The 21,966-nt window shown below is 69.0% G+C and carries 22 protein-coding genes; 7 read left to right on the top strand and 15 right to left on the bottom strand.

The features are described from left to right. Nucleotides 1–78: 78 nt before the first annotated feature. Together ACIBGM_RS20160 and ACIBGM_RS20155 are read left to right on the top strand one after the other, a co-directional pair. Entirely contained in the window at nucleotides 79–360 is a 282-nt protein-coding gene (locus ACIBGM_RS20160) for a nickel-binding protein (protein WP_396386411.1), read from the top strand. A 94-nt stretch (nucleotides 361–454) separates the two neighbouring features. Continuing rightward, a complete protein-coding gene (locus tag ACIBGM_RS20155; RefSeq protein ID WP_360536079.1) occupies nucleotides 455–781 on the top strand; it encodes a hypothetical protein in 327 nt (108 codons plus the stop codon). A 307-nt stretch (nucleotides 782–1,088) separates the two neighbouring features. Here ACIBGM_RS20155 and ACIBGM_RS20150 read toward each other — a convergent pair whose 3' ends face one another. The 3 genes from ACIBGM_RS20150 to ACIBGM_RS20140 are packed head-to-tail and all read right to left on the bottom strand — an operon-like array spanning nucleotide 1,089 to nucleotide 3,675. Further along, nucleotides 1,089–2,060, bottom strand: coding sequence for a DUF3500 domain-containing protein (locus tag ACIBGM_RS20150; protein ID WP_396386410.1), 972 nt, complete (start codon nucleotides 2,058–2,060; stop codon nucleotides 1,089–1,091). Continuing rightward, nucleotides 2,051–2,737 carry a histidine phosphatase family protein gene (locus tag ACIBGM_RS20145; RefSeq protein WP_360536083.1) on the bottom strand — a complete coding sequence of 229 codons (687 nt, stop codon included), beginning with the start codon at nucleotides 2,735–2,737 and terminating at the stop codon, nucleotides 2,051–2,053. Before ACIBGM_RS20145 ends, ACIBGM_RS20150 begins: the two co-directional genes overlap by 10 nt. Next, entirely contained in the window at nucleotides 2,722–3,675 is a 954-nt protein-coding gene (locus ACIBGM_RS20140) for a cobalamin biosynthesis protein (RefSeq protein WP_396386409.1), read from the bottom strand. Before ACIBGM_RS20140 ends, ACIBGM_RS20145 begins: the two co-directional genes overlap by 16 nt. Before the next feature lie 42 nt (nucleotides 3,676–3,717). On the opposite strand from ACIBGM_RS20140, the gene ACIBGM_RS20135 reads away from it, so the two are divergent. The 3 genes from ACIBGM_RS20135 to ACIBGM_RS20125 are packed head-to-tail and all read left to right on the top strand — an operon-like array spanning nucleotide 3,718 to nucleotide 6,463. Beyond that, complete coding sequence (locus tag ACIBGM_RS20135) at nucleotides 3,718–4,521, top strand: serine hydrolase (protein ID WP_396386408.1); 804 nt, start codon at nucleotides 3,718–3,720, stop codon at nucleotides 4,519–4,521. Beyond that, complete coding sequence (locus ACIBGM_RS20130; RefSeq protein ID WP_396386407.1) at nucleotides 4,518–5,600, top strand: mandelate racemase/muconate lactonizing enzyme family protein; 1,083 nt, start codon at nucleotides 4,518–4,520, stop codon at nucleotides 5,598–5,600. The genes ACIBGM_RS20135 and ACIBGM_RS20130 overlap by 4 nt, the downstream gene beginning before the upstream one ends. Next, on the top strand, nucleotides 5,597–6,463 hold the full coding sequence (locus ACIBGM_RS20125; protein ID WP_360536091.1) for an NlpC/P60 family protein: 867 nt from the start codon (nucleotides 5,597–5,599) through the stop codon (nucleotides 6,461–6,463). The genes ACIBGM_RS20130 and ACIBGM_RS20125 overlap by 4 nt, the downstream gene beginning before the upstream one ends. Before the next feature lie 102 nt (nucleotides 6,464–6,565). On the opposite strand, the gene ACIBGM_RS20120 is transcribed toward ACIBGM_RS20125, so the two are convergent. Next, entirely contained in the window at nucleotides 6,566–7,693 is a 1,128-nt protein-coding gene (locus ACIBGM_RS20120) for a TerC family protein (RefSeq protein WP_360535615.1), read from the bottom strand. Nucleotides 7,694–8,047: 354 nt separating this feature from the next. After that, nucleotides 8,048–8,392 carry an MmcQ/YjbR family DNA-binding protein gene (locus ACIBGM_RS20115; protein ID WP_396386406.1) on the bottom strand — a complete coding sequence of 115 codons (345 nt, stop codon included), beginning with the start codon at nucleotides 8,390–8,392 and terminating at the stop codon, nucleotides 8,048–8,050. A gap of 62 nt (nucleotides 8,393–8,454) precedes the next feature. Between ACIBGM_RS20115 and ACIBGM_RS20110 the strand changes: the two genes are divergently transcribed. Next, nucleotides 8,455–9,384 (top strand): carbon-nitrogen hydrolase family protein, encoded by a 930-nt coding sequence (locus tag ACIBGM_RS20110; RefSeq protein WP_396386405.1) that lies wholly within the window; start codon nucleotides 8,455–8,457, stop codon nucleotides 9,382–9,384. A 361-nt stretch (nucleotides 9,385–9,745) separates the two neighbouring features. Here ACIBGM_RS20110 and ACIBGM_RS20105 read toward each other — a convergent pair whose 3' ends face one another. The 9 genes from ACIBGM_RS20105 to ACIBGM_RS20065 all read right to left on the bottom strand — a co-directional run bounded on the left by ACIBGM_RS20105 (nucleotide 9,746) and on the right by ACIBGM_RS20065 (nucleotide 20,052). Further along, nucleotides 9,746–10,444: a hypothetical protein gene (locus ACIBGM_RS20105; protein WP_360535621.1), complete on the bottom strand. Its 699-nt coding sequence runs from the start codon at nucleotides 10,442–10,444 to the stop codon at nucleotides 9,746–9,748. 13 nt (nucleotides 10,445–10,457) lie between these two features. Next, complete coding sequence (gene uvrB, locus ACIBGM_RS20100) at nucleotides 10,458–12,563, bottom strand: excinuclease ABC subunit UvrB (RefSeq protein ID WP_360535623.1); 2,106 nt, start codon at nucleotides 12,561–12,563, stop codon at nucleotides 10,458–10,460. A 58-nt stretch (nucleotides 12,564–12,621) separates the two neighbouring features. After that, a complete protein-coding gene (locus ACIBGM_RS20095) occupies nucleotides 12,622–13,422 on the bottom strand; it encodes a hypothetical protein (protein ID WP_360535626.1) in 801 nt (266 codons plus the stop codon). A gap of 34 nt (nucleotides 13,423–13,456) precedes the next feature. Then, nucleotides 13,457–14,335: a hypothetical protein gene (locus tag ACIBGM_RS20090; protein ID WP_396386404.1), complete on the bottom strand. Its 879-nt coding sequence runs from the start codon at nucleotides 14,333–14,335 to the stop codon at nucleotides 13,457–13,459. After that, entirely contained in the window at nucleotides 14,332–15,375 is a 1,044-nt protein-coding gene (locus ACIBGM_RS20085; RefSeq protein WP_396386403.1) for a hypothetical protein, read from the bottom strand. The genes ACIBGM_RS20090 and ACIBGM_RS20085 overlap by 4 nt, the downstream gene beginning before the upstream one ends. After that, the gene (locus ACIBGM_RS20080) at nucleotides 15,372–16,577 is read right to left on the bottom strand and encodes a PrsW family intramembrane metalloprotease (RefSeq protein ID WP_396386402.1); all 1,206 of its coding nucleotides are present in this window, start codon (nucleotides 16,575–16,577) and stop codon (nucleotides 15,372–15,374) included. The genes ACIBGM_RS20085 and ACIBGM_RS20080 overlap by 4 nt, the downstream gene beginning before the upstream one ends. 163 nt (nucleotides 16,578–16,740) lie before the next feature. After that, nucleotides 16,741–17,337 carry a dephospho-CoA kinase gene (gene coaE, locus ACIBGM_RS20075; protein WP_396386401.1) on the bottom strand — a complete coding sequence of 199 codons (597 nt, stop codon included), beginning with the start codon at nucleotides 17,335–17,337 and terminating at the stop codon, nucleotides 16,741–16,743. Nucleotides 17,338–17,432: 95 nt separating this feature from the next. Further along, on the bottom strand, nucleotides 17,433–18,911 hold the full coding sequence (gene rpsA, locus ACIBGM_RS20070; protein ID WP_360535636.1) for a 30S ribosomal protein S1: 1,479 nt from the start codon (nucleotides 18,909–18,911) through the stop codon (nucleotides 17,433–17,435). A gap of 250 nt (nucleotides 18,912–19,161) precedes the next feature. Beyond that, a complete protein-coding gene (locus tag ACIBGM_RS20065; RefSeq protein ID WP_396386400.1) occupies nucleotides 19,162–20,052 on the bottom strand; it encodes a phosphotransferase family protein in 891 nt (296 codons plus the stop codon). Between the two features lie 47 nt (nucleotides 20,053–20,099). On the opposite strand from ACIBGM_RS20065, the gene ACIBGM_RS20060 reads away from it, so the two are divergent. Further along, nucleotides 20,100–20,891, top strand: coding sequence for a class I SAM-dependent methyltransferase (locus ACIBGM_RS20060; protein ID WP_396386399.1), 792 nt, complete (start codon nucleotides 20,100–20,102; stop codon nucleotides 20,889–20,891). Here ACIBGM_RS20060 and ACIBGM_RS20055 read toward each other — a convergent pair. Then, nucleotides 20,850–21,929, bottom strand: a complete 1,080-nt coding sequence (locus ACIBGM_RS20055; RefSeq protein ID WP_396386398.1) for a DUF3068 domain-containing protein — start codon at nucleotides 21,927–21,929, stop codon at nucleotides 20,850–20,852. The genes ACIBGM_RS20060 and ACIBGM_RS20055 overlap by 42 nt on opposite strands. Between the last annotated feature and the right edge of the window lie 37 nt (nucleotides 21,930–21,966).

Raw genomic sequence — 21,966 nt, 5'->3', positions numbered from 1 at the left:
CGACGCGAGTCCGGTCGCCGCATTCGTAGCGTCGTCGGTGTCGCCGGCCATCGGGGCCGGCCAGCACAGGGAGTCCCCATGATCACCTACATCGTCGAGCGACAACTGCCGGGCGTTGCGACCGGCGACGTCACGGCCGCCGCTGTCAGGGCTCGTGACGCCGCCGATCAGCTCACCCGAGAAGGTACGCCGGTCCGCTACATCGGCTCGGTCTACGTGCCTTCCGACGGCTCGTGTCACTGCTTGTTCGAGGCATCGTCCGAGACCGCCGTACGGCAGGTCAACGAGATCGCCGCCATCCCGCTCGAGCGCATCGCGCCGGCCACCCAACTGACGGCGTCGGCACTCCCCGCCAACTGAGCACCTGCCGACCGCCATTCCACCGACACCGACACCGACACCGACACCGACACCGACACCGACACCGACACCGACACCGACAAGGAAGACCACCATGCACGTCCTCACCCGCACAGTCCTCACCGTCGCGGCCGCGCTGAGCTTCGGCATCGCAGCCCCGGCCATCGCGTCGGCCGACACGCCCGCGAACGACTTCGCCACCAACTACTCCGGTTGCCTCGGCCCGCTGCGCAGCGCCATCGCCAGTGGTGCCCTGGATGGGGCGACCCTGCCCGACGGCACCGTCCTACCCGGCGGCTTCGGCGGATCCTTCAACCCAGGCGGCCACCTCGGCACCGTCGCGGAGGCCGAGTTCCTGATGAGCCACGGCTTCACCGAGCAGCAACTCGCAGCCTTCTGCGCCTCACTCGTCACGCACTGACGAGCACATCGACTCGGCGCGGCCGCCCCGGGTCCTACGACTCAAGTCGGGGCCCGAGACACCATCTGGTGGGCTGGGACATGGTATTTCATGTCCCAGCCCACCGGTTCCTGTCTCAGCTCCTCTGGCTGTGGTCGCGGTCGGCCTCGCGCCATCGACCGCCCGCGGCGCCTCGGAGCGTTTTGTCCAGACCACCGCCGGCACCGTCCAGGGAGTTGCCAAGAGCAACTACCGCGTCTTCGACGGCATCCCGTACGCCGCTCCGCCGGTAGGTCACGCAGGTCGTCGACGACATGTCCACCAACCATCAGTGCGCGCTCTGGGAGTAGTGGGCAGCGAGCAGGTCGGTGCCCCAGTCGTTGCGGAGGTCGCGCCAGACGGAGTGGATGTGGTTGGCGTTGTCCTGGGTGTTGTCGTACTCGGCGAGGAAGGTAGGGCCGACGATCGAGTAGTAGTGGCGGTGGCCGACGCCTGGCTCGGTCTCGCCGGCCCAGGCGAAGGTCAGGCGCTCGATGCCGTGGTCGGTGATGTCCTGCCAGGTCTGCAACCCGATCGGCCCGGCGGCGCGGCCGACGTACTGGCCGACCAGGAGGCTGAACACCTGGCGTTGCTCGCCGGTCATGTCGCCGTACGCCAGGCCCCGGTGCAGCAGGGATGCGTCGGCGACCGGGTCGTGCCGGGTGAGGATGTCGTCGGGCGCCTCGTCCGAGACGACGGCGACCGCGCGCTGGCCGGGCTCGAGGGCGTGCAGGAGCTGGAAGCCCAGGTCCTGCTCGGCGGCCAGGAACCGCCGGCCCGCCTGCGGTCCAGACCGCACCTCGGCCGGGTTCGATCCGATGAACTGCGGGGTGAACGCGATCGCGCCGTCGACCAGGGTCACGTGCAGGGCCAGGTGGTGACCGTTCAGCCGCCAGGCCCACGGCTCCGTGCCGGCCGGGTCGCCGAGCACCCGGAGGAAGTACCGCCCGCCCAGCACGGACCCTTCCCACTCGCCGGTCGGCGGCAGGTCGGGGATCCCGCGCAGGATCACCTCGGCCTCCAGCACGGCCTTCGAGTCGGCCACGCCGCGCTCACTGCAACCGATCTCGATCAGCCGCTCCGCGAGCCGCTGCTGGGCCGGGGTCAGCTCGGCCAGCGGCAGCCCGGGCCGGTTGCCGGGCAGGTAGGTCCAGTCCTTGTGGTCGGGCGTGTCGAACGCGGCCCTGACCTTGTCCAGCTGAGCCGGCGACAGGCTCGCCAGCAGCTCGAGGACCGCTTCCCGGGTCTGCTCTACAACCATGCCGATCGCTCCCGTTCCGTCGGTTCGTAAGGTGTCCACTGCTCGAACGGCCGGTCCAGCTTGTACCGGAAATCCGGCTGCCGCAGCAGAACGCGTGTTTCGGCGTTGTCCGGGTTGCACAGCGTCTCGAAGAACCGGACCGACCAGTGGAACCAGCGCATGCAGAACAGCCGCATGGTCAGCCCGTGCGACACCAGCAGCATGTTCCGTGGCGCGTCCGGTGTCTCGAAGTCGCGGTGCATCGTCTCCAGGAACGTCGACACGCGGTCGTACACGTCGGCGCCGGACTCGCCGTCGGTGAACCGGTAGAAGAAGTGCCCGAACGAGTCCCGCAGCTGCTGCTGCCGCTCGATGTCCTCGGTGTCCTGGAAATTGGCCCAGTCCTGCTCCCGCAGCCGCGGCTCCTCGCGGACGACGTCCAGCAGGTCATCGATGCCGAGCGACTCCAGCGTTTGGCAGGCCCGCAGGTACGGCGAGACGTAGACCCGGACCGGTTCGTTCTCGAACAGCTCCCGCAGCCGCTTGCCCGCCTGGGCGGCCTGCTCGTGGCCGTGCTGGGTGAGCGGGATGGAGTGGTCGGGGACGCGCTCGAAGATCGTCTTGTCCAGGTTCGCCTCGGACTCGGCGTGCCGGATCAGGGCGATCCGCAGCGGCCGCCGGCTCAGGTCCTTACCCACCGTCTCCCCTTCCGCCGGCTCGCTACCGCCAGGATCCCCGCAACTCCCACTGCCACTCCCGCCGCCGCGACGCCGACGCGCCGCGCGAGGGCAGCGGTACGGCGGACGTCCGCGACCGTCGGCGTGGGTCCGTCTCCCAGCGTGCCACGGTCCTCCTGATAGTCCCCGTAGCTGTTCCGCCCGCCGAGCTGCAGGTCCAGCGCACCGGCGAACGCAGCCTCGACCGGCCCGGCGTTCGGACTCGGATGCTTCGACGCGTCCCGCCGCCACACCCCGACCGCCTCCCGCGGCCGCCCAGCAGCGAACCCGGTCAGCACGGCGCAGGCCCGAGCGGGCAGCAGATTGAGTACGTCGTCCAGCCGGGCCGCCGCCCACCCGAAGTTCAGGTACTTCGCCGACTTGTAGCCGACCATCGCGTCGAGCGTGTTCGCGGCGCGGTAGCCGAGTAGTCCGGGGACGCCGAGCGCACCGCCCCACAGCAGTGGCGCGACGCAGGCGTCGGAGGTGTTCTCGGCGAGCGACTCCACCGTCGCCCGAGCCAGCTCATCGGCCTCCAGGTCGGTCGCGTCCCGCGCGCACAGATGGCTCAGCCGGGATCGTGCCGCCGGGATGTCCTTCTCCTCGAGCAGGGCGGCCATGTGCTCGGCCTCGCGGTCCAGGCTGCGGGCGCCGAGCACGGTCCAGGTCGCGGCGGCGGTGACCAGGGTGTGGACGATCGGGCGGTTCCGGGTCAGCCGCTCCACGAGCGCTCCGCCGGCGACCGCCGTACCGACGAGGGCGCCGGTGTAGGCCGCGCCGGCTGCGCGCGAGTTGCCGTACCAGCGCTTCTCCAGGCGGGTGGCGACCTGGCCGAAGCCGGCCACGGGGTGGTAGCGGCGCGGATCGCCGAGCACACGGTCGGCGGCGAAGCCGAGAACGAGACCCAATGCTCTGGACACCCTCGGAAGTCTGCCAGGCGGGTGTGTGGAAGGGTGAGCGGCATGGGAATCGCGGAACTGCTCCGGGAGGTCGACGGGAGCGGCGACTTCGGGGTGTGGCTCGGCCGACTGGACGGTACGCCGGTGTTCGAGCACCAGGCGGAGCGGACGCACTACTCCGCCAGCACGATGAAGTTGCCGGTGGCGATGGCGATGATGCGCAAGGTCGAGACGGGTGAGCTCGCGCTCGAGCAGCTGGTGACCGTGCACAACGACTTCGAGTCCGCGGCCGGCGGCCGGTTCGGCGTGCGCCAGGACGAGGACGACGCGCCGGCGACCTGGACCAAGCTGGGTACGCAGGTGCCGCTCGGCTGGCTCGCGACCGAGATGATCACGGTGTCCAGCAACCTCGCGACGAACCTGGTGCTGGAGCTGGCCGGCGTCAAGGCAGCCAACGCCGAGCTGGGGTCCGGGCCGAGCGCGATCCGGCGTGGGATCGACGACATCCCGGCGCGGCGGGCCGGGATCAGCAACGAGATGAGCCCGGCCGGGCTGGCCGCCGTACTGGTTGCGGTGGGCAATCAGAAGGGCGCGTCGGGCACGTATCTGCGCGACCTGCTGGCCGGCAACCAGTGGAACGGCGAGATCCCCGCCCTGCTTCCGACCGGGATCCGGGTCGAGCACAAGAACGGCTGGGACACCCGGATCCGGCACGACGGCGGCATCGTCCGCCCGGCCGACGCGGATCCCTTCGTGCTCGTCGTGTGTACGACGTCCGACCTGCCCGACGCGGACGCGCAGAAGCTCATCGCGTCGATCGCGTTGGAGGCCTGGAACCACCGCCACGACCTGGACGCGGTGCGATGAAGATCTCCACGCACCTGGTGTCGGCGCCGCTGCACACCCCGTTCGTCACTGCTCTGCGTACGGCGACGCACGCCGACTCGCTCCTGGTCGAGATCAGCGACGGCTCAGTCAGCGACGGCTCAGTCAGCGGTTGGGGTGAGGCCCCGCAGGTCTGGAAGGTCACCGGCGAGTCGCTCGCCGGAGCCCAGGCGTGCGTCGAGGGACCGATCGCGGCCGCGCTGGACGGACTCGAGCCGGACGACCTGACCGAGGCGCTCCGCCGGGTGCAGAATGCTGCCGTCGGCAACTTCGGCGCCAAGGGCGCGGTCGACGTCGCGCTGCACGACCTGGCCGCCCGTCGTCGCGGGCAGTCCCTGCACAACTTCCTTGGATCGACGGTGGACACGGTCGCTACCGACGTCACGCTGTCGGTCGGCGATGCCGACGCGCTCGCAACCGCAGCACGAGCTCGCGTCGCCGACGGCTTCGACGTGCTCAAGATCAAGGTCGGCACCGGTGACGCGCGCGCCGACTTCGAGCGGGTCCGCCAGGTCCGGGCGGCGATCGGTCCCGGCCCGTCGCTGCGGCTCGACGCCAACCAGGGGTGGTCGCGGCGCGACGCCGTGACCGCGATCCGCGCTATGGAGGACGCCGGCTGCGACCTCGAGCTCGTCGAGCAGCCGGTGCCCGCGGCCGACCTCGAAGGGATGGCGTGGGTGACGGACCGGGTCAGCACGCCGATCCTGGCCGACGAGTCCGTGTTCGGCGTGCGCGACCTGGTGGCCGTGATCCGGCACGGCGCCGCGGACATGGTGAACGTGAAGCTGGCCAAGTGCGGCGGGCTCGGACCGGCCCGGACGCTGCTCGAGCTGGCCCGGGAGCACGGGATCCAGACCATCGTCGGATCGATGATGGAGGGCCCGGTCGGCGTCGGCGCAGCGGCTGCGCTCGTGTCGGCGTATCCGACGTCGGCGGTCAACGACCTGGACGCGGCGTGGTGGCTCCGGGAGGCGCCGGTGACGGGCGGGATCCGGTACGACGGCGCGCTGATCCACCTGCCGTCGGCGCCCGGACTCGGCGTGACAGGCTTGACCGCATGAAGCTAGTCGCCGCCAAATTCCCGGTCAGCACGGTGTGGACCGCGCCGGACGCGCCCCGCGACATCGACGCCCCTGCGATCGCCGCCCAGCCCGACGTGGCCGCCTGGGCGAAGTCGATGGACACCGAGACGCGCCTGGGTCTGCACGACCGGACGCTGACCCAGTTGCTGTTCGCCGAACCCGTGCTGGTGCGGTCGGAACGGGACGGCTGGTCGGAGATCGTCGCGCCGTGGCAGCCGTCGTCGCAGGACGAGCTGGGGTATCCGGGCTGGGTGCCGTCCAGCCACCTGGGTGAGTTGCCGTCGGCCGCGTCGGCTCCGGTCGCTGTCGCCGTACCGACTGCTGCTCTGCTGGCCGAGCCGGCTGGTGACGCGCGGATCCTGGGCGAGTTGTCGTTCGCCACGGTGCTCGCGTCGGTTGAGCACGCGGACGGGTACACGCGGGTGGCGACGCCCGATGGTGGGTCGGGGTGGCTGGCCGACAGCGCACTGCGGACCGGGTCGGGGTCGGCCGAGGACCGGCTGGCGCTGGGGTCGCAGTTCCTGGGGCTCGAGTACCTGTGGGGCGGTACGTCGGCGTACGGGCTGGACTGCTCCGGCCTGATCCACACCGTGAGCCGGGTGCTCGGTCTTCGCACCCCGCGCGACGCCCACGACCAGGCGGACACCCTGGAGAACATCCCCATCGACGAAGCCCAACCCGGCGACCTCTACTTCTTCGCCCGCCCCGGCCAGCCGGTCCACCACGTAGGCTTCGTCTCCCCCGAAGGCATGCTGCACGCCTCCGAAACCGGCAAACGCCTGGAAAACGAACCCCTCTCAGCCCCTCGCCGCGCCACCCTGGTAGCCGCCGCCCGTTTGTGACCCGGCTGCCCCGCCGGCGGATCACCTGGCCCGGTGGGTGCACGGCCCCCCGTACGACGAGTCGCCCCGGACCGCAGGTCCGGGGCGACTTGTTTGTCCTTGCTAGCGCTTCTTGGCGTCCGACTGTTCCGGCTCGCGCAGGGACTCGAGCTCCGACTTGGTCTTGTCGTCGAGCTCGGGCTCGGTCTTGCCGTTGGGGGTCTCGACCGGGGTGGACTCGTCGAGCTCGCCGCCGCCGGCTGAGTCGCTGTGCCAGTGCGGCGGGGTCTTGGCGGAATGGCGCAGGCTGGCGACCGTGGTGATGGCGAGCGTGATGATGATGAAGCCCAGCGAGAACCAGATCGGGATCTCCGGAGCCCACTCGATGTGGTGACCACCGTTGATGAACGGCAGCTCGTTCACGTGCATCGCGTGCAGCACCAGCTTCACGCCGATGAAGGCGAGCACCACGGACAGCCCGATCGACAGGTACACCAGCCGCTTCAGCAGGTCGCCGAGCAGGAAGTACAGCTGCCGCAGACCCATCAGGGCGAACACGTTCGCGGTGAAGACCAGGAACGGCTCCTGGGTGAGGCCGTAGATCGCCGGGATCGAGTCCAGCGCGAACAGCAGGTCGGTGGTGCCGAGCGCGATGATCACGATCGCCATCGGGGTGACGAGCCGCTTGCCGTTCTGCACGACGGTCAGCTTGACGCCGTTGTACTCGTGGGTCGCGTTCAGCCGCTTCTTGGCGAACCGGATGACCGCGTTCTCCTTGTAGTCGTCATCGTCGTTCTCACCCTGCCGGGCCAGGTGGATCGCGGTGTAGACCAGGAACGCGCCGAACAGGTAGAAGACCCAGGAGAACTGGTTGATCGCGGCCGCGCCGACGGCGATGAAGATGCCGCGGAACACCAGCGCCAGGATGATGCCGATCAGCAGCGCGGTCTGCTGGTACTTCCTGGGCACGCCGAACCTGGACATGATGATCAGGAAGATGAAGAGGTTGTCGACGCTGAGGCTGTACTCGGTCAGCCAGCCGGCGAAGAACTCTCCCGCGTACTGACCACCCGAGAACACCCAGACCCCGAGGCCGAAGACGATCGCCAGACCGACGTAGAACGCGATCGCGGTCGCCGACTCCCGGGTGGTCGGTTCGTGCGGGCGCCGCCCGATGATGAACACATCGAACGCGAGCAGCGCGAGCAGCACACCGACGGTGATGTACCAAACGTAGTCAGCAACGTGCACAGGAAACCTCCGGAGCGCAGACGGAACAGGACTCCGAAGGTCTCTTCCGCCTGACTCGCTGGACGAGCCTGGCCGGCGGCACCGGGCGCGGGAAGCGAGTCCCTTGACCGTGATGACGATACCGCCGCGAAGGAATACTCCCCTTCTCCACCCCTATTCTGACCGGTCGATGTCCAAGTCACCAAATCCGGAGCGCCGTATCCAGTTGTCGGAATGATCACGGCCCGCAGTGGGAATATCCCGGTTCGGTCACCGGTTGTGAGCAACTGTCGCCCTCATCACACTCGGTCAGATTGTGTACGGCGTACTGTATACCCTGCGTACCGAGTCAGCGATGACCCGGTGTGACGGGCGTCACGGCCGCTTCGACTTCGGAAGTTTGGCCACGATCGTCTCGTACGACATGTCGATCAGCTCGAGGATCTCGTCGTCGGGCACGGCGCCGCCGAGCCGGACCGTGTTCCAGCCCGAGCGGCCGATGTACGCCATCTTCGCGACGTCCGCCGGATAGGTGTCGACCAGCTCGTCGGCCTCCTCCCGGTTGCTCCCGCACTTGATCCCGACCCCGTCACCGCCGAGGAACGCGAAGATCTTGTCGCCGACCTTCGCCACCACGTCCCCCTCCCACGGCTCGTCCTGCCACGCCCCCGCCTTCCCCAGGCAGTGCTCCAGTACGTCGTCACCGGTGAGTCTCGACATCCCACTCCCCTCTCGTCCCGCTACTCCCCTCTCGTACCACGACGAACCGTACGCTGCGGGACATGACTTCTGTTGTGGTTGCCGCCGTACAGGCCGGCTCGACGCTGTTCGACACGCCCGCGACACTGGTGACGGCGGAGCGATACGTGCGGGAGGCCGCGGCGGGTGGCGCGCGGGTGATCGTGCTGCCGGAGGCGTTTCTGGGCGGGTATCCGAAGGGGCTCGACTTCGGGATCACGGTTGGTGCGCGGTCGCGGGAGGGGCGGGACGTCTTTCGGCGGTATCGCGAGGCTGCGGTTGAGGTGCCGGGACCGGAGATCGCGCGGCTGGCGGAACTCGCGGCCGAGCTGGACGTCCACCTGGTCGCCGGGGTGATCGAGCGGGCCGGTGGAACGCTGTACTGCACGGCGGTCTTCCTCGATCCGCGGCGCGGGCTCGTCGCGACGCATCGCAAGCTGATGCCGACCGCGGCGGAGCGATACCTCTGGGGACAGGGCGATGGGTCGACCATGCCAGCCGTGCACACCGAGGTCGGCGTACTGGGCGCGGCCATCTGCTGGGAGAACTACATGCCGCTGTTCCGGCAGTCGATGTACTCGAAGGGCGTGCAGCTGTGGTGTGCGCCGACGGTCGACGACCGCGACCAGTGGCAGGCGACCATGCGGCACATCGCGCTCGAGGGCCGGTGCTTCGTGATCAGCGCGAACCAGTACCTCACCCGGGCAGACCTGCCGGACGACGTACATCCGATCCAGGGCGATGCACCGGAGACCGTACTCATCGACGGCGGCAGCGTGATCGTGTCCCCCCTCGGCGAGCTCCTCGCCGGCCCCCTCCGCGGCCGCCCCGGCGTCCTGCTCGCTGAGCTCGACCTCAGCGACCTGGACCGCGCCAACTTCGACTTCGACCCCAACGGCCACTACGCCCGCCCCGACCTCTTCACCCTAGCCGTCAACGAATCCCCCCAACCCACCGTCATCCGCCACCCCTAACCCCACCCCCACACAACACCCCAAGCTCCCGGTCGCACGCGACACCACAACCCACCGCCGTACGCCACCCCAGACCCCACCGCCGCCCAACACATGAGAACCCACCGCCACACAGAACCCCACAGCCCACCGCCGTACGCCCCCGAGCCGGCGTCATACGGCACCCCAGACCCGACCGCCGTACGGCGCTCCAGGCCGACCGCCGTACGACCACCCCAGAGCCACCACCGCAGGACCACCCAGCACCCACCGCCGCACGCCACCCCACAGCCCACCGCCGTACGACCACCCCACGCCCCGACCGCCCGTACGACCGCCCGGACCCCAACGTCGTACGCCTCACCTGAATCGGTGCTCGACGTCAGGCGTGTCGTTGAAGAATGCGTTTTGCGTTCTGCCTGATCCAGCTGTCGGGGTGCTCCGCGGCGATCCGATCGAAGACCTCCGCGTCGGCTGACGCCCACGACTTCGCAGCGACCCGCATCGCGCCAATCAACCTGAAGTCGGACCACGATACGAGGTCGTCCTGAACGAGCTTGCGGCTGAAGGCGCCGACCCTCGGATCTTTGAGCTTGGCCAGCGAGTCGAACCAGTAGGCACGGAGGTCTTCGCCATCGTCCGGGTCCTGTGGACCGAAGGCTGGGTCGCTACACATCTCCAGCACGAAGTCGAGGTCCGCCGGCTGCACGCCGTAGCGGTACGCCTGACTCACGCGACGCACGAGGTCGCGCTGTGCATACCCGCGATCGCCATTTCGCCAGTCGGCGGCCGCCGCTGTGGCGATCTGCGTCAGCATCCCGTGCACTCGCCGCAGGTGGTACGACGCCCGCAGCGCGTCCACCAGAACTTCGAGAACAGCCGGGCCAGGCGAGGAGTCGATGATCCGCTGACACCCGGCGAGGATCGTCTCGTCAGGCGCGAGCACCCAGTCATGTCCAAGGTGCTCACGCTCCTCGAGCTCGAGGTGAAGTTCCGTCACCACATAGGACTCGGCCGCCTCCCACTGCGGACCATAGTCGAGGTTCGCCAGGAACTCGTCGGTCTCCCGTGACCACGACACCCGACTGGCCCGGCTACTTGGCGCCGGCGGCGGTCATTTGGCGGAGTTCTTTCTTCAGTTCGGAGATCTCGTCGCGGTAGCGGGCTGCTACCTCGAACTGGAGCTCGGCGGCGGCGTTGTGCATCTGGTCGGTCAGCTGCTGGATCAGGTCGGCCAGGTCCGACGACGGGAGGCCGCCGGCCAGTTCCTTCGCCTTCTCGCCCGCCTTTGCCTTGCCGCCACCCGGGACCGGCGCCTTGCCGCGCGACTGCGTCCGGCCGGAGCCAAGCAGCTCGGCGGTGTCCGCGTCCTCGCGGGCCAGCATGTCGGTGATGTCGGCGATCTTCTTCCGCAGCGGCTGCGGGTCGATCCCGGCTTCCTTGTTGTAGGCCATCTGCTTGGCGCGGCGCCGGTTCGTCTCGTCGATCGCCTGCTCCATCGACGGGGTGATCTTGTCGGCGTACATGAACACCTGGCCGGACACGTTACGCGCCGCACGGCCGATGGTCTGGATCAGCGACCGGCCGGATCGCAGGAAGCCCTCCTTGTCGGCGTCCAGGATCGCGACCAGCGACACCTCCGGCAGGTCGAGGCCCTCCCGGAGCAGGTTGATGCCGACGAGTACGTCGTACTCCCCCATGCGGAGCTCGCGGAGCAGCTCGACGCGGCGGAGCGTGTCGACCTCGGAGTGCAGGTACCTGGTCCGGATGCCCATCTCGAGCAGGTAGTCGGTCAGGTCCTCGGACATCTTCTTGGTCAGCGTGGTGACCAGGACCCGCTCGTTCCGCTCGACCCGGATCCGGATCTCGTGGATCAGGTCGTCGATCTGGCCCTTGGTCGGCTTCACGATCACCTCGGGGTCGACCAGGCCGGTCGGCCGGATGATCTGCTCGACGAACCCGTCGGACTTGTCCTGCTCGTACTGCCCAGGGGTGGCGGACAGGTAGACGGTCTGGCCGATCCGCTCCAGGAACTCCTCCCAGCGCAGCGGCCGGTTGTCCATCGCCGACGGCAGCCGGAACCCGTGCTCGACCAGCGTCCGCTTCCGGGACATGTCGCCCTCGTACATCCCGCCGATCTGAGGGACGGTCACGTGCGACTCGTCGATGACGAGCAGGAAGTCCTCCGGGAAGTAGTCCAGCAGGCAGTGCGGCGCCGTACCCGGCTCGCGGCCGTCGGTGTGGCGGGAGTAGTTCTCGATGCCCGAGCAGGTGCCGATCTGGCGCATCATCTCGATGTCGTACGTCGTCCGCATCCGCAGCCGCTGAGCCTCCAGCAACTGTCCGCCGCGCTCGAGCTCCGCCAGCCGGTCGGCCAGCTCCGCCTCGATCGAGGTGATCGCGCGCTCCATCCGCTCCGGCGCGGTCACGTAGTGCGTCGCGGCGCCGATGTAGACCTCGTCCTCTTCGCTCAGCACCTCGCCGGTCAGCGGGTGCAGCGTCATCACGCGCTCGATCTCGTCACCGAAGAACTCCACCCGGACGGCGAGCTCCTGGTACACCGGGAACACCTCGAGCGTGTCGCCGCGGACCCGGAACGTGCCGCGGGTGCCGGCCAGGTCGTTGCGCGCGTACTGCACCCCGACGAGCTTGCGCAGGAGCCCGTCGCGGTCCATCTCGGTGCCGACCTTCACGTGGATCATCCGGTTCAGGTACTCGTCGGCGGAGCCCAGGCCGTAGATACAGGAGACGGTCGCGACCACGACCACGTCGCGGCGGGTGAGCAGCGACCAGGTCGCCGAGTGCCGCAGTCGCTCGACCTCCTCGTTGATCGAGGAGTCCTTCTCGATGTAGGTGTCCGTCTGCGGGACGTACGCCTCCGGCTGGTAGTAGTCGTAGTAGGAGACGAAGTACTCGACGGCGTTGGCCGGGAAGAAGTGCCGAAGCTCGTTCGCGAACTGGGCGGCGAGGGTCTTGTTCGGCTGCAGGATCAGCATCGGCCGCTGGATCCGCTCGGCCAGCCAGGCGATGGTGGCCGTCTTGCCGGTGCCGGTGGCGCCCAGCAGGACGACGTCCTGCTCGCCGGAGTTGATCCGGCGCTCGAGGTCCGCGATCGCGGTCGGCTGGTCGCCCGCCGGCTCGAAATCCGACACGACCTTGAGCGGCGCGACCATCCGCTGGAGATCCGAGACCTGTCTCATGCCCCCCACCGTACGGCGCGCCGCCGACAGTTTCTAAGAACCCCAGGTCAGGCGCCGGTCAGAAGCTCTTGACCAGGGTGTTGTTCATGTAGATGAGTTCGTTGACCCGGCGCTTGTAGACGGTGGCCTCGAGGCCGGCGTCGGTGGCGGTGACGCGGTCGAACTTGTCCTGGTAGGCGGTGACGAAGCCCTTGAAGGGGATCAGTTTGCCGCTCGACGTCGGCACGTAGGCGGAGTACGACAGCGCGTAGCACGCCTTGATCGCCTCGTTGGCGGGCTTGCAGACGACCCCCGCGCCGATCCGGACGTTCTTCATGTTGTTCGACTCGATGTCGACCAGGTGCTCGGCGAACCCCTTGGCGTCGTACAGCTCTGTCTGCCGGACCCAGTAGTACCCGTCGATCAGGCCGCGCCGGTTGAACTGCTGCAGGATGTAGTTCTTTCCACTCTTCGACTTGTCCCAGTCCGGCAGCCAGCCCTTGGCCGGGGTGAACCACACGCCCCAACCGACCTGCACGCCCTTGTCGTTCGGACCGGGCGTGTCGACCGGCTTGGTCGGCGTCGGGGGCGTGTACATGGTGCCGACCGGGTTCGGCGTCTGCTCCGCGACCGGCGTCTCGTCGTCCCCGCCGGTCACCAGCAGGACCACGCCGACCGCGACCAGGACGACGGCCAGCACCGCGCCGCCGATGATGATCAGCTGCGACCGGTTCGACTTCCGCTGCTGCGGCCGCTGCGGCCCGGTCCCCCACCCGCCGGCCGGAGGTCCACCGGGACCGCCGGCGTTGGGGGCCTGGCCCCAGCCGCCGGCCGAGGGGGCGGGTGGCGGTCCCGGGGGCGGCCCGTACTGCTGACTCATAGATCGTCCTCGCGGTGTGTCATCGATGTGGTCATCAGAGGCTGTCGAGCACCGACTTCTTCATGGTTTCGGCGTCTGCCTCGGCCTTCTGGGCGAAGTCGACCCTGGTGCGGAAGTCCAGGGCGGTGGCCACGTTGTCCTTGCGCCGGTACACCTCGACGTAGCCCTGCACCTTGACGTCCGCGCCGGTCTTGTCCTTGGCGGTGGAGGTGTAGCTCATCGCGACGCACTCCTCCAAGACGTCCTTCGGGCACGGCAGGTTCCGGGTGTTCCCGAGCTGGGCGATCTCGTTCTCGGTCTCGCCCTCGACGATCGCCAGCAGGTACGCCTGCGCCGTCACGTTCTGCTTCTGCCGGACCCAGAAGAACGCCCGCGGCTCGCCGTTCGGCGCGTACGTGACGAGCTCCTTGCCCTGCGTCTCCTTCGCCAGCAGGCTCCAGCCCTCCACCGGTACGACGGACACGCCGAAGCCGACCTGGAGCGCATTGGCCGGCGGCGCGTACGACGTCACCGGCGTGCTGACCGTCGGAGCCGGCGTCGGCGGCTGCTCGGCGGTGTCGTCACCACCACCGGACAGCAGCACCAGCGCAACCGCGACCAGCACGACGACGATCAGTCCAGCGCCGATCGGGAGCAGCAGCGGCGGGATCCGCGTGCCCTTCTTCTCTGGCGGCGGCCGGCGCAGCGAGGGCGGTCCGACCTTCTCGCCCCACGCGGAGCTGGTCTCCGTGGCCGGGCCGGGCCCGGGCCCCGGCGTGTCCGTCCACGGACTGGGTGGCGGAGGTACTTCGAGGTCCCACGGCGACGGCGGCAGCTCCGGCTCCTTCGCAGCTGCCGCCTCGTCCGTGTCGGGTCCCGGCTGGTTGACCCAGGGGTTGCCCCCGCCGGAACCCCTGTCGCGCTTGCCGTTCACTGGCTCTTGACCACCGACTGCAGCATCTTGGTGGTGTCGGCCTCGGCGGTCGCGACCTTGTCCTTGCGCGCGTACACCCGGATCAGGGTGATCACGCCGTCCTCGCGCTCGACGACGCCGACGAACCCGACCACCTGCAGGCTGCCGTTCTGGGTGGTCGACACCGCCGAGTAGCTCTGCGTGGTGACGACCTTGACCGGGGTCTTGTCGTTCTCGCCCGGCTTGGTCTCCCGCGGCGAGTTCGTCTTGACGTTCGACAGGCCCTTGGTCTCGGCCTTCAGCAGCTGCGGCAGCACCGTCGCCGTGGTCTCACCCTCGGCCTTGATCACGTTCACCATGAAGTACGCCTCGCCCTGCTTGAGCAGGTAGACGCCCTTGAAGTTGTCCAGGCTTTTGCGGATGTAGCCCGGCTGCGGCTTCACGTAGACGCCCTCGCCGACCTCGAGGCCCTCGTCGGTGTTGGTCGGCTCGGGCGATGGCGACGGGTTCCCGGTGTTGGTGGTGGTCGGCTCCGGGTTCGGGGCCGCCTCCTCCTTGTCGCCGCCGCCGAAGATCAGCGCCAGGACGACACCGATCACCGCGACGACGGCGAGTGCGCCGCCGGCCAGGTACAGGATCTTGTTGCCACCACCCTTGCCACGCGGAGGCTGACCGCCGTACTGACCCCATTGCTGCTGTTGCTGGCCGTACCCCTGCTGCTGCGGGTAGCCCTGCTGGCCCGGGTACTGCTGTTGCTGACCCGGGTACTGCTGCTGGCCGGGGTACTGCGGACCACCAGGCTGCCCACCGGGCTGCTGCCCCGGCTGCTGGCCCTGGTACGGCGGCTGACCCGGCTGACCGTAGCCCGGCGGAGCCTGCTGCGGCCGCCCGTACCCAGGCTGCTGCTGACCGGGCTGCTGACCCGGCTGACCGTAACCAGGCTGCTGACCCGGCTGACCGTAACCAGGCTGCGGCTGCCCGGGCTGTCCGTAGCCCGGCTGCCCGCCGTACGGCTGCTGCCCCTGGCCGCCCTGCCCGTAGGGCGGTTGCTGGTTGCTCATGCCTGCGTCTCCCCGGTCGTCGCCTCGTACCCACCTGCTGCAGCCGGCGCTGCCACTCCGCGGGCGGACTTCGGCACGGATCGCACCGAGTTGCCACAGGCGGAGCAGAAGTCGGAGTGCGGCAGCAGCGGCATCTCACAGCGCGAGCAGAACGCCAGGTCGCCCGACGCGTGGTTGGAACCACCGCGCGCGGCCGCCTCCAGCGCCGCCTCGAGCAGGCCCTTGTGCAGCACCGAGCGAACCCGGATGATCAGCGCGCCGAGCAGCAGCAGGCCCCAGAGCACGCCGAGGATCGAGCCGACCGTCGAGCCGTGGCCGCCGACGAACCCGAGCAGGTAGACCCCGCCCTGGAACAGCGCGTTGACCAGGATCGCCTGGATGACTCCGGCCACCCAGCGCGGCGTGAACCCGTCGTACCCCTCGCCCAGGCCGGAGAACTCGGCGGCGGCGAGGCCGGTCGCGGACCCGTAGATCAGCGGCTTGATGAACCCGTGCAGCACCACGATCGAGATCCAGGTGCCGGCGCTGCTGCCCGGCCCGGCGAACCCGCCGCTGATCCAGCCCCAGTGCAGCACCAGGGTCTCGAAGCAGGCGAACCCGACACCGGCCACCACGCCGAACGTGAAGCCGTCCATCAGGTCGTCGTACCGCGGCCGCGAGGCCAGGTAGAGCGGGCCGACCTGCCGGATGAGCTCCGACACGACCGGCACCAGCAGGAGCAGGATCAGCAGGTCCCGCGCGGCCGGGCCGGCCTCGGTGCCGCCGATGGTGTCGATCGACAGCGCGAGCTTGTCCGACCACAGCCACGTGAAGACCGCGGCCAGCACACCGGTCAACACGAACGCGGCCGCGACGACCGGGATCGGCTCGTCCTCCCAGAGGTTCACGTCGTACAGGTAGAGGATGTAGACGATCGGGATGGAGAAGGCGGCCACCATGATCGCGACCGGCAGCGCACCGAGCGCGGCCGTGATCACGGTCAGCAGCAGCGCGATGCCCAGCGCGACCTTGTAGGTGTAGGGCTGTTTGCCCGAGCCCTGCGGCATGATCGTGGAGACCAGCCGGAACGACGCCACCGGCTCATCCGGCCTGGCGGCGTACGCCTTCTTCCGCTCGGCGTCCCCGGAGCGCACGTCGTTGCCACAGTGGTGGCAGAAGTGCGACACCTCGGGGACGTCTGAGTTGCAGCGCGGACAGACCACGCCATCCTCCCAACCTCGGACGTCCGCACCGGCGCGGGGCGCGCCGGCGGTGCTCGCGGCCCAGTCACCTGGGCCGGACCGGGACAGATTCTCGTACAGGCCGGCCAGGATTCATCATTTACCGCGCAGGGGTCACGGTTTCGTGTCCGGACCGTGCCCTGAATCAGTTCGCGCGGCTCTGTAACTCTTCCCACACCTCGCCGACCCGCCGGTCCAGGTCCTCGAGAGTGCCTGAGTTGTCAACGACGACGTCGGCCACGGCCAGCCGCTGCTCCCGCGAAGCCTGGCTGGCGATCCGCTGCTTCGCTTCCGCTTCAGTCATCCCGCGCTGCGCGGTGAGCCGCTCGACCTGCACCTCGACCGGCACGTCGACGATCAGCAGTACGTCGAACTTGCCGGCCTGACCGGTCTCGACCAGCAGCGGGATGTCGTGCACCACCACGGCACCAGCCGGCGCGGCCGCCTCGATCTCGGCCGCCCGGGATCGGACCCGCGGGTGGATGATCGCCTCCAGCTTCCGCCGGGCCGCCTCGTCGCCGAACACGATCCGCCCCACCGCCGGCCGGTCCAGCTCACCTTCCGGAGTGAGTACGCCGTCGCCGAACACCTCGACCACCTCGGTCAGCCCGTCGGTGCCCTTGGCGACCACCTCGCGCGCCAGTATGTCGGAGTCGATCACCACCGCCCCACGCGCCGCCAACCGCGCCGACACCGCACTCTTCCCGGACCCGATCCCACCGGTCAGTCCCACTCTCAGCACAGGCAACACCCTATCGACGTGCGAGACCCCCGCACCCAGTACGGGGGTGCGGGGGTCTCGGGCCTTGCTTTGACCTGGTCAGCCTGTCGTCAGGCTCAGCCCTGGCCGGTCAGCTTCTCGCGGAGCGCCTGCAGCGCCTCGTCGGAAGCGAGCGCACCCTCGACGGGAGCGTCGTCCTTCGGAGCCGCGGCGGAGGAGTACGTCGACGCCTCGCCGGCCTCGACGTCGGCCGTCTTGGCCTCCTCGATCTGCTTCTTGTGGGCCTCCCAGCGCGCGTGGGCCTCGGCGTACTGCCGCTCCCACTCCTCACGCTGCTTGTCGAAGCCCTCGAGCCACTCGCCGGTCTCCGGGTCGAAGCCCTCGGGGTAGACGTAGTTGCCCTGCTCGTCGTACGTCGCGGTCATGCCGTACAGCGTCGGGTCGAAGTCGTCCGAGACCGGGTCGACACCCTCGTTGGCCTGCTTGAGCGACAGCGAGATCCGGCGCCGCTCCAGGTCGATGTCGATGATCTTGACCATGACGTCGTCGTTGACCTGGACGACCTGCTCCGGGATCTCGACGTGCCGCTCGGCCAGCTCGGAGATGTGCACCAGACCCTCGATGCCCTCCTCCACGCGGACGAACGCACCGAACGGAACCAGCTTGGTGACCTTGCCGGGCACGATCTGGCCCATCTGGTGGGTCCGGGCGAACTGCTGCCACGGGTCTTCCTGGGTCGCCTTCAGCGACAGCGAGACGCGCTCGCGGTCCATGTCGACGTCCAGCACCTCGACGGTGACCTCCTGGCCGACCTCGACGACCTCGGTCGGGTGGTCGATGTGCTTCCAGGACAGCTCCGACACGTGCACCAGGCCGTCGACGCCGCCGAGGTCCACGAACGCGCCGAAGTTGACGATCGAGGACACGACACCCTTGCGGATCTGGCCCTTCTGCAGCTGGGTGAGGAAGTTCATCCGCACCTCGGACTGCGTCTGCTCCAGCCACGCCCGGCGGGACAGGACCACGTTGTTGCGGTTCTTGTCCAGCTCGATGATCTTGGCCTCGATCTCCTGGCCGACGTACGGCTGGAGGTCGCGGACCCGGCGCATCTCGACGAGCGACGCCGGCAGGAAGCCGCGCAGGCCGATGTCCAGGATGAGACCACCCTTGACGACCTCGATGACGGTTCCGGTGACGACGCCGTCCTCTTCCTTGATCTTCTCGATCGTGCCCCAGGCCTTCTCGTACTGGGCGCGCTTCTTGGAGAGGATCAGACGGCCTTCCTTGTCCTCCTTCTGGAGAACGAGGGCCTCGACGTGGTCGCCGACGTTGACGACCTCGTTCGGGTCGACGTCGTGCTTGATCGACAGCTCGCGGGAGGGGATGACGCCTTCGGTCTTGTAACCGATGTCGAGCAGGACCTCGTCCCGGTCGACCTTGACGATGGTGCCCTCGACGATGTCGCCGTCGTTGAAGTACTTGATGGTCTGATCGATCGCCGCGAGGAAGTCTTCCTCCGACCCGATGTCATTGACCGCTACCTGCGGGGTGTTGCGCACTGCGGGGTCGAGAGGTGCCTCGATGCTGGCCGTCATGTGGTGGGTTGCTCCGTGGACTGGTGGTGTCGTGCGGTTGCGTCATGAACCGTTGGATCGCACCAAACCGCTGGATTGCCTGAAGAGCACAGATTCACCACCGAGCTGCTGCGAGCACGAGCCTGCTCCGTCCGAGGTCGCGCGGGCCCATAGCGCACATCACAGAATACCGGTCTTGACGAAGGCAGCACAACCTGGGGCACCCGGTCCTACCGGCCGCCCGCCGAGGTGTCCCGACGTGCCACTCATCTCAATGTACGTCGTCCAGGGCGGGTCGTCCTCCGGCGAGCGTACCCGTGTCCGCCATCCGAGCAACCAGCTCGTGCGCAGCCGCTGCGATCTCGTGCTCCATCGACCGCCCGGCGAGCTCCAGCAGCGCCCACAGATCTGCCGCCCGGCCGAGGTCCACCAGCGGCTCACCGAGGTCCAGCTCGCTCCCTCGGACCACGCTCAGCACGGCCCCGGCGAGCACCGGGTCCTGACAGAACCGGAAAAGGTTTCCCAGATCCGTGTACGGCGACCCGGCGTGCGCGAACTCCCAGTCGATCAGCCCGGTGATCCGCACGGTTGCCGGGTCCACCAGCAGGTTCTTCGGGTTGAAGTCGCTGTGCACCAGGCACACCCGGTCGACCCCGTCGGCCAGCACGTCACCGGCGTACTCGAGGACCTTCCGGAAGCCGGCGACCTGCTGCTGGCTGAACCCGAGATCGAAGCTCTCGAAGTACGCCTCCAGGTCGCCGGACCCGAACGGCTCCACGGCCAGCTGGCCGCCGCGGAACATCCCGAAGGTCACAAACGGCATCCCGCTCAGCCGGACCAGCAGCTCGCCCAGTTGCTCGCCCACCCGCGCCCGGTCCTCGGCGTCCGCCGTCTCGAGGAAGAGCTGCAGGTTGACCCCCGGCAGCCGCTCGGTCAGCACGTACGGCGGATCCTCCGGCGACCCCTCCCGCTTCGCGTCCAGAATCCGCGGCACCGGCAGCAGCCCCCGCACGAGCTGAAGCAGCGCCGCGTCGACGGTCGCCCGCTCCGGGTCCTTCACGTACAGCTTCAGTACGGCGTCCTCCCCCGCCGCGCTGACCGCATACGTCTGGCCGCCGTACCCACCCGTCAACGGCACCGCACTGGCCACGAAGTCACTCATGCCGAAGATCCTGCCAATACTCTCGGCTGGACGCGTAATCTGACCGGGTGGCCGAGCCGCGCAGAGTTGAGCTGACCGAGTCCCAGACCTCACGAGCCAGCCGCACCTACTGGGACTCCGCGGCGAAGGAGTACCTCGCGGAGCATGGCGAGTTCCTCGGCGACGACCGCTTCGTCTGGTGCCCGGAGGGTGTCGACGAGGAGCACGCCCGGCTGCTCGGCCCGGTGCGGAACAAGCGGATCCTCGAAGTCGGCTGCGGCGGCGCCCAGTGCTCGCGCTGGCTCGTCGGGCAGGGCGCCGACGTGGTCGCCTTCGACATCTCGCTCGAGCAACTCCGGATCGCCCGGCAACTCGATGCCCGGACCGGCACCGCCGTACGGACCGTCGCCGCGGACGCGACGGCCCTGCCCTACCGGGACGCCACCTTCGACATCGTCTGCTCGGCCTTCGGAGCCCTGCCGTTCGTGGCCGACGCGACCACCGCGCTGCGCGAGATCGCCAGGACGCTCAAGCCGGGTGGGCTGCTGGTGTTCTCGGTGACCCACCCGTTCCGCTGGACCATGCCGGACGACCCGTCGCCGTCCGGCCTGCGCATCACTCACTCCTACTTCGACCGCACGCCGTACGTCGAGGTCGACGACGCCGGGACGCCGATCTACGCCGAGCACCACCGGACGACCGGCGACTGGATCCGCGCGCTGACGACCGCCGGCTTCGTCGTCGACGACCTGCTGGAGCCGGAGTGGCCCGCCGGCCACGACCTGGTCTGGGGTGGCTGGGGGCCCGACCGCGGCCCGTTAGTCCCCGGCACCGCCATCTGGTCCGCCCACCGGCTCTGAGCGCGGCCGCAGCTGGAAGAACGCGACTGCCGCGAGCAGCAGTAGTCCGAGGATCAGCGACACCAGCGGCACCCAGAAGCCGATCAGGTTCAGCTGGAACGCCTTCGACTGGTAGCCGCCCTCGGAGACGCCGTTCTCGACCGCGCCCTCCACGTTCTTCGTCACGGTCGCGTCGTCGTACTCGATCGACACCTGGGTCGCGGTCAGCTTGTCCTCGCCGTTGTAGGCGATGGTGGCCTGCTGCTGCTCGCGGCCCTTGATGATCGCGCCGGTGATCGGCTCGACCCACAGCGTCCGGGTGTTCTTGTACGTGCGCTGCACCTCGACCGAGTCGCGGCCCGGCTCATCGACCAGGTTGCCCGGCACCAGCAGCGGCTTCGCCAGCGCGACCTCCTGCTTGGGCACGTCCTGCTCGAAGACGTACACCTTCAGGCCCTTGAGCGTGTCGGTCTTCTTGTAGTGGATCGGGAACGCCTTGCGCAGCGTGCTGTCCCAGAACTGGTAGGTCGTCTTCTCGGTGCCGAACGGGAACTTCAGCACCAGGCCCTCGTGCCCCTTGAACAGCGGGCTGTTCGGGTCCGGCCGGAGCCGGTCGGCCTTCTCGATCGTGGTGGCGATGTACTCGCCGCTGTTGTCGTCACCCGACGGGTTCCAGGGCACCGCCTCACCGGTGTGCGCGTCCAGCACGACCCGCTCCTGCACGAAGCTCAGCGGCAGCTCCGCGGTCTTCGAGGCGTCGTCGGGGAACTGGTAGTCCTTGGAGTCGTCCGTCACCACGGCGGTGTCGAACACAACGACCTTGCGGTCCAGCGCCTTGCTGATCTTGTCGGCGGCGACCACGTCACCGCGGACGGTCCGGCGGGCCTCCAACTCGACGCCCGACTTCTCCTTCAGCTCCGCGATGCTGAAGATGGTCGCGTCCGGCCCGGCCGACACCGTGTGCGCGACCTGGTCCGCCGGCGCCACCGCGAGCGCCGGATACGCGTAGAACCTGGCCAGCGCGGCCACGCCCACGAAGAACACCCCGAGCCCGATCATCGTCGCTCGACTACGAGTCCCCACTGCTTCCCCTCCC

Source organism: Kribbella sp. NPDC050470 (genome assembly GCF_044458365.1).
Taxonomy (GTDB): Bacteria; Actinomycetota; Actinomycetes; order Propionibacteriales; family Kribbellaceae; genus Kribbella.
This window is presented reverse-complemented; position numbering and strand designations above follow the sequence as displayed.

What these genes read in the sequence shown, in the direction of transcription:
- ACIBGM_RS20160 (WP_396386411.1), top strand. Translation starts at nt 79, where the DNA reads ATGATCACCTACATCGTCGAGCGACAACTGCCGGGCGTTGCGACCGGC.
- ACIBGM_RS20155 (WP_360536079.1), top strand. Translation starts at nt 455, where the DNA reads ATGCACGTCCTCACCCGCACAGTCCTCACCGTCGCGGCCGCGCTGAGC.
- ACIBGM_RS20150 (WP_396386410.1), bottom strand. Translation starts at nt 2,060, where the DNA reads ATGGTTGTAGAGCAGACCCGGGAAGCGGTCCTCGAGCTGCTGGCGAGC.
- ACIBGM_RS20135 (WP_396386408.1), top strand. Translation starts at nt 3,718, where the DNA reads ATGGGAATCGCGGAACTGCTCCGGGAGGTCGACGGGAGCGGCGACTTC.
- ACIBGM_RS20130 (WP_396386407.1), top strand. Translation starts at nt 4,518, where the DNA reads ATGAAGATCTCCACGCACCTGGTGTCGGCGCCGCTGCACACCCCGTTC.
- ACIBGM_RS20125 (WP_360536091.1), top strand. Translation starts at nt 5,597, where the DNA reads ATGAAGCTAGTCGCCGCCAAATTCCCGGTCAGCACGGTGTGGACCGCG.
- ACIBGM_RS20115 (WP_396386406.1), bottom strand. Translation starts at nt 8,392, where the DNA reads ATGTCGAGACTCACCGGTGACGACGTACTGGAGCACTGCCTGGGGAAG.
- ACIBGM_RS20110 (WP_396386405.1), top strand. Translation starts at nt 8,455, where the DNA reads ATGACTTCTGTTGTGGTTGCCGCCGTACAGGCCGGCTCGACGCTGTTC.
- uvrB (WP_360535623.1), bottom strand. Translation starts at nt 12,563, where the DNA reads ATGAGACAGGTCTCGGATCTCCAGCGGATGGTCGCGCCGCTCAAGGTC.
- ACIBGM_RS20095 (WP_360535626.1), bottom strand. Translation starts at nt 13,422, where the DNA reads ATGAGTCAGCAGTACGGGCCGCCCCCGGGACCGCCACCCGCCCCCTCG.
- ACIBGM_RS20085 (WP_396386403.1), bottom strand. Translation starts at nt 15,375, where the DNA reads ATGAGCAACCAGCAACCGCCCTACGGGCAGGGCGGCCAGGGGCAGCAG.
- rpsA (WP_360535636.1), bottom strand. Translation starts at nt 18,911, where the DNA reads ATGACGGCCAGCATCGAGGCACCTCTCGACCCCGCAGTGCGCAACACC.
- ACIBGM_RS20065 (WP_396386400.1), bottom strand. Translation starts at nt 20,052, where the DNA reads ATGAGTGACTTCGTGGCCAGTGCGGTGCCGTTGACGGGTGGGTACGGC.
- ACIBGM_RS20055 (WP_396386398.1), bottom strand. Translation starts at nt 21,929, where the DNA reads ATGATCGGGCTCGGGGTGTTCTTCGTGGGCGTGGCCGCGCTGGCCAGG.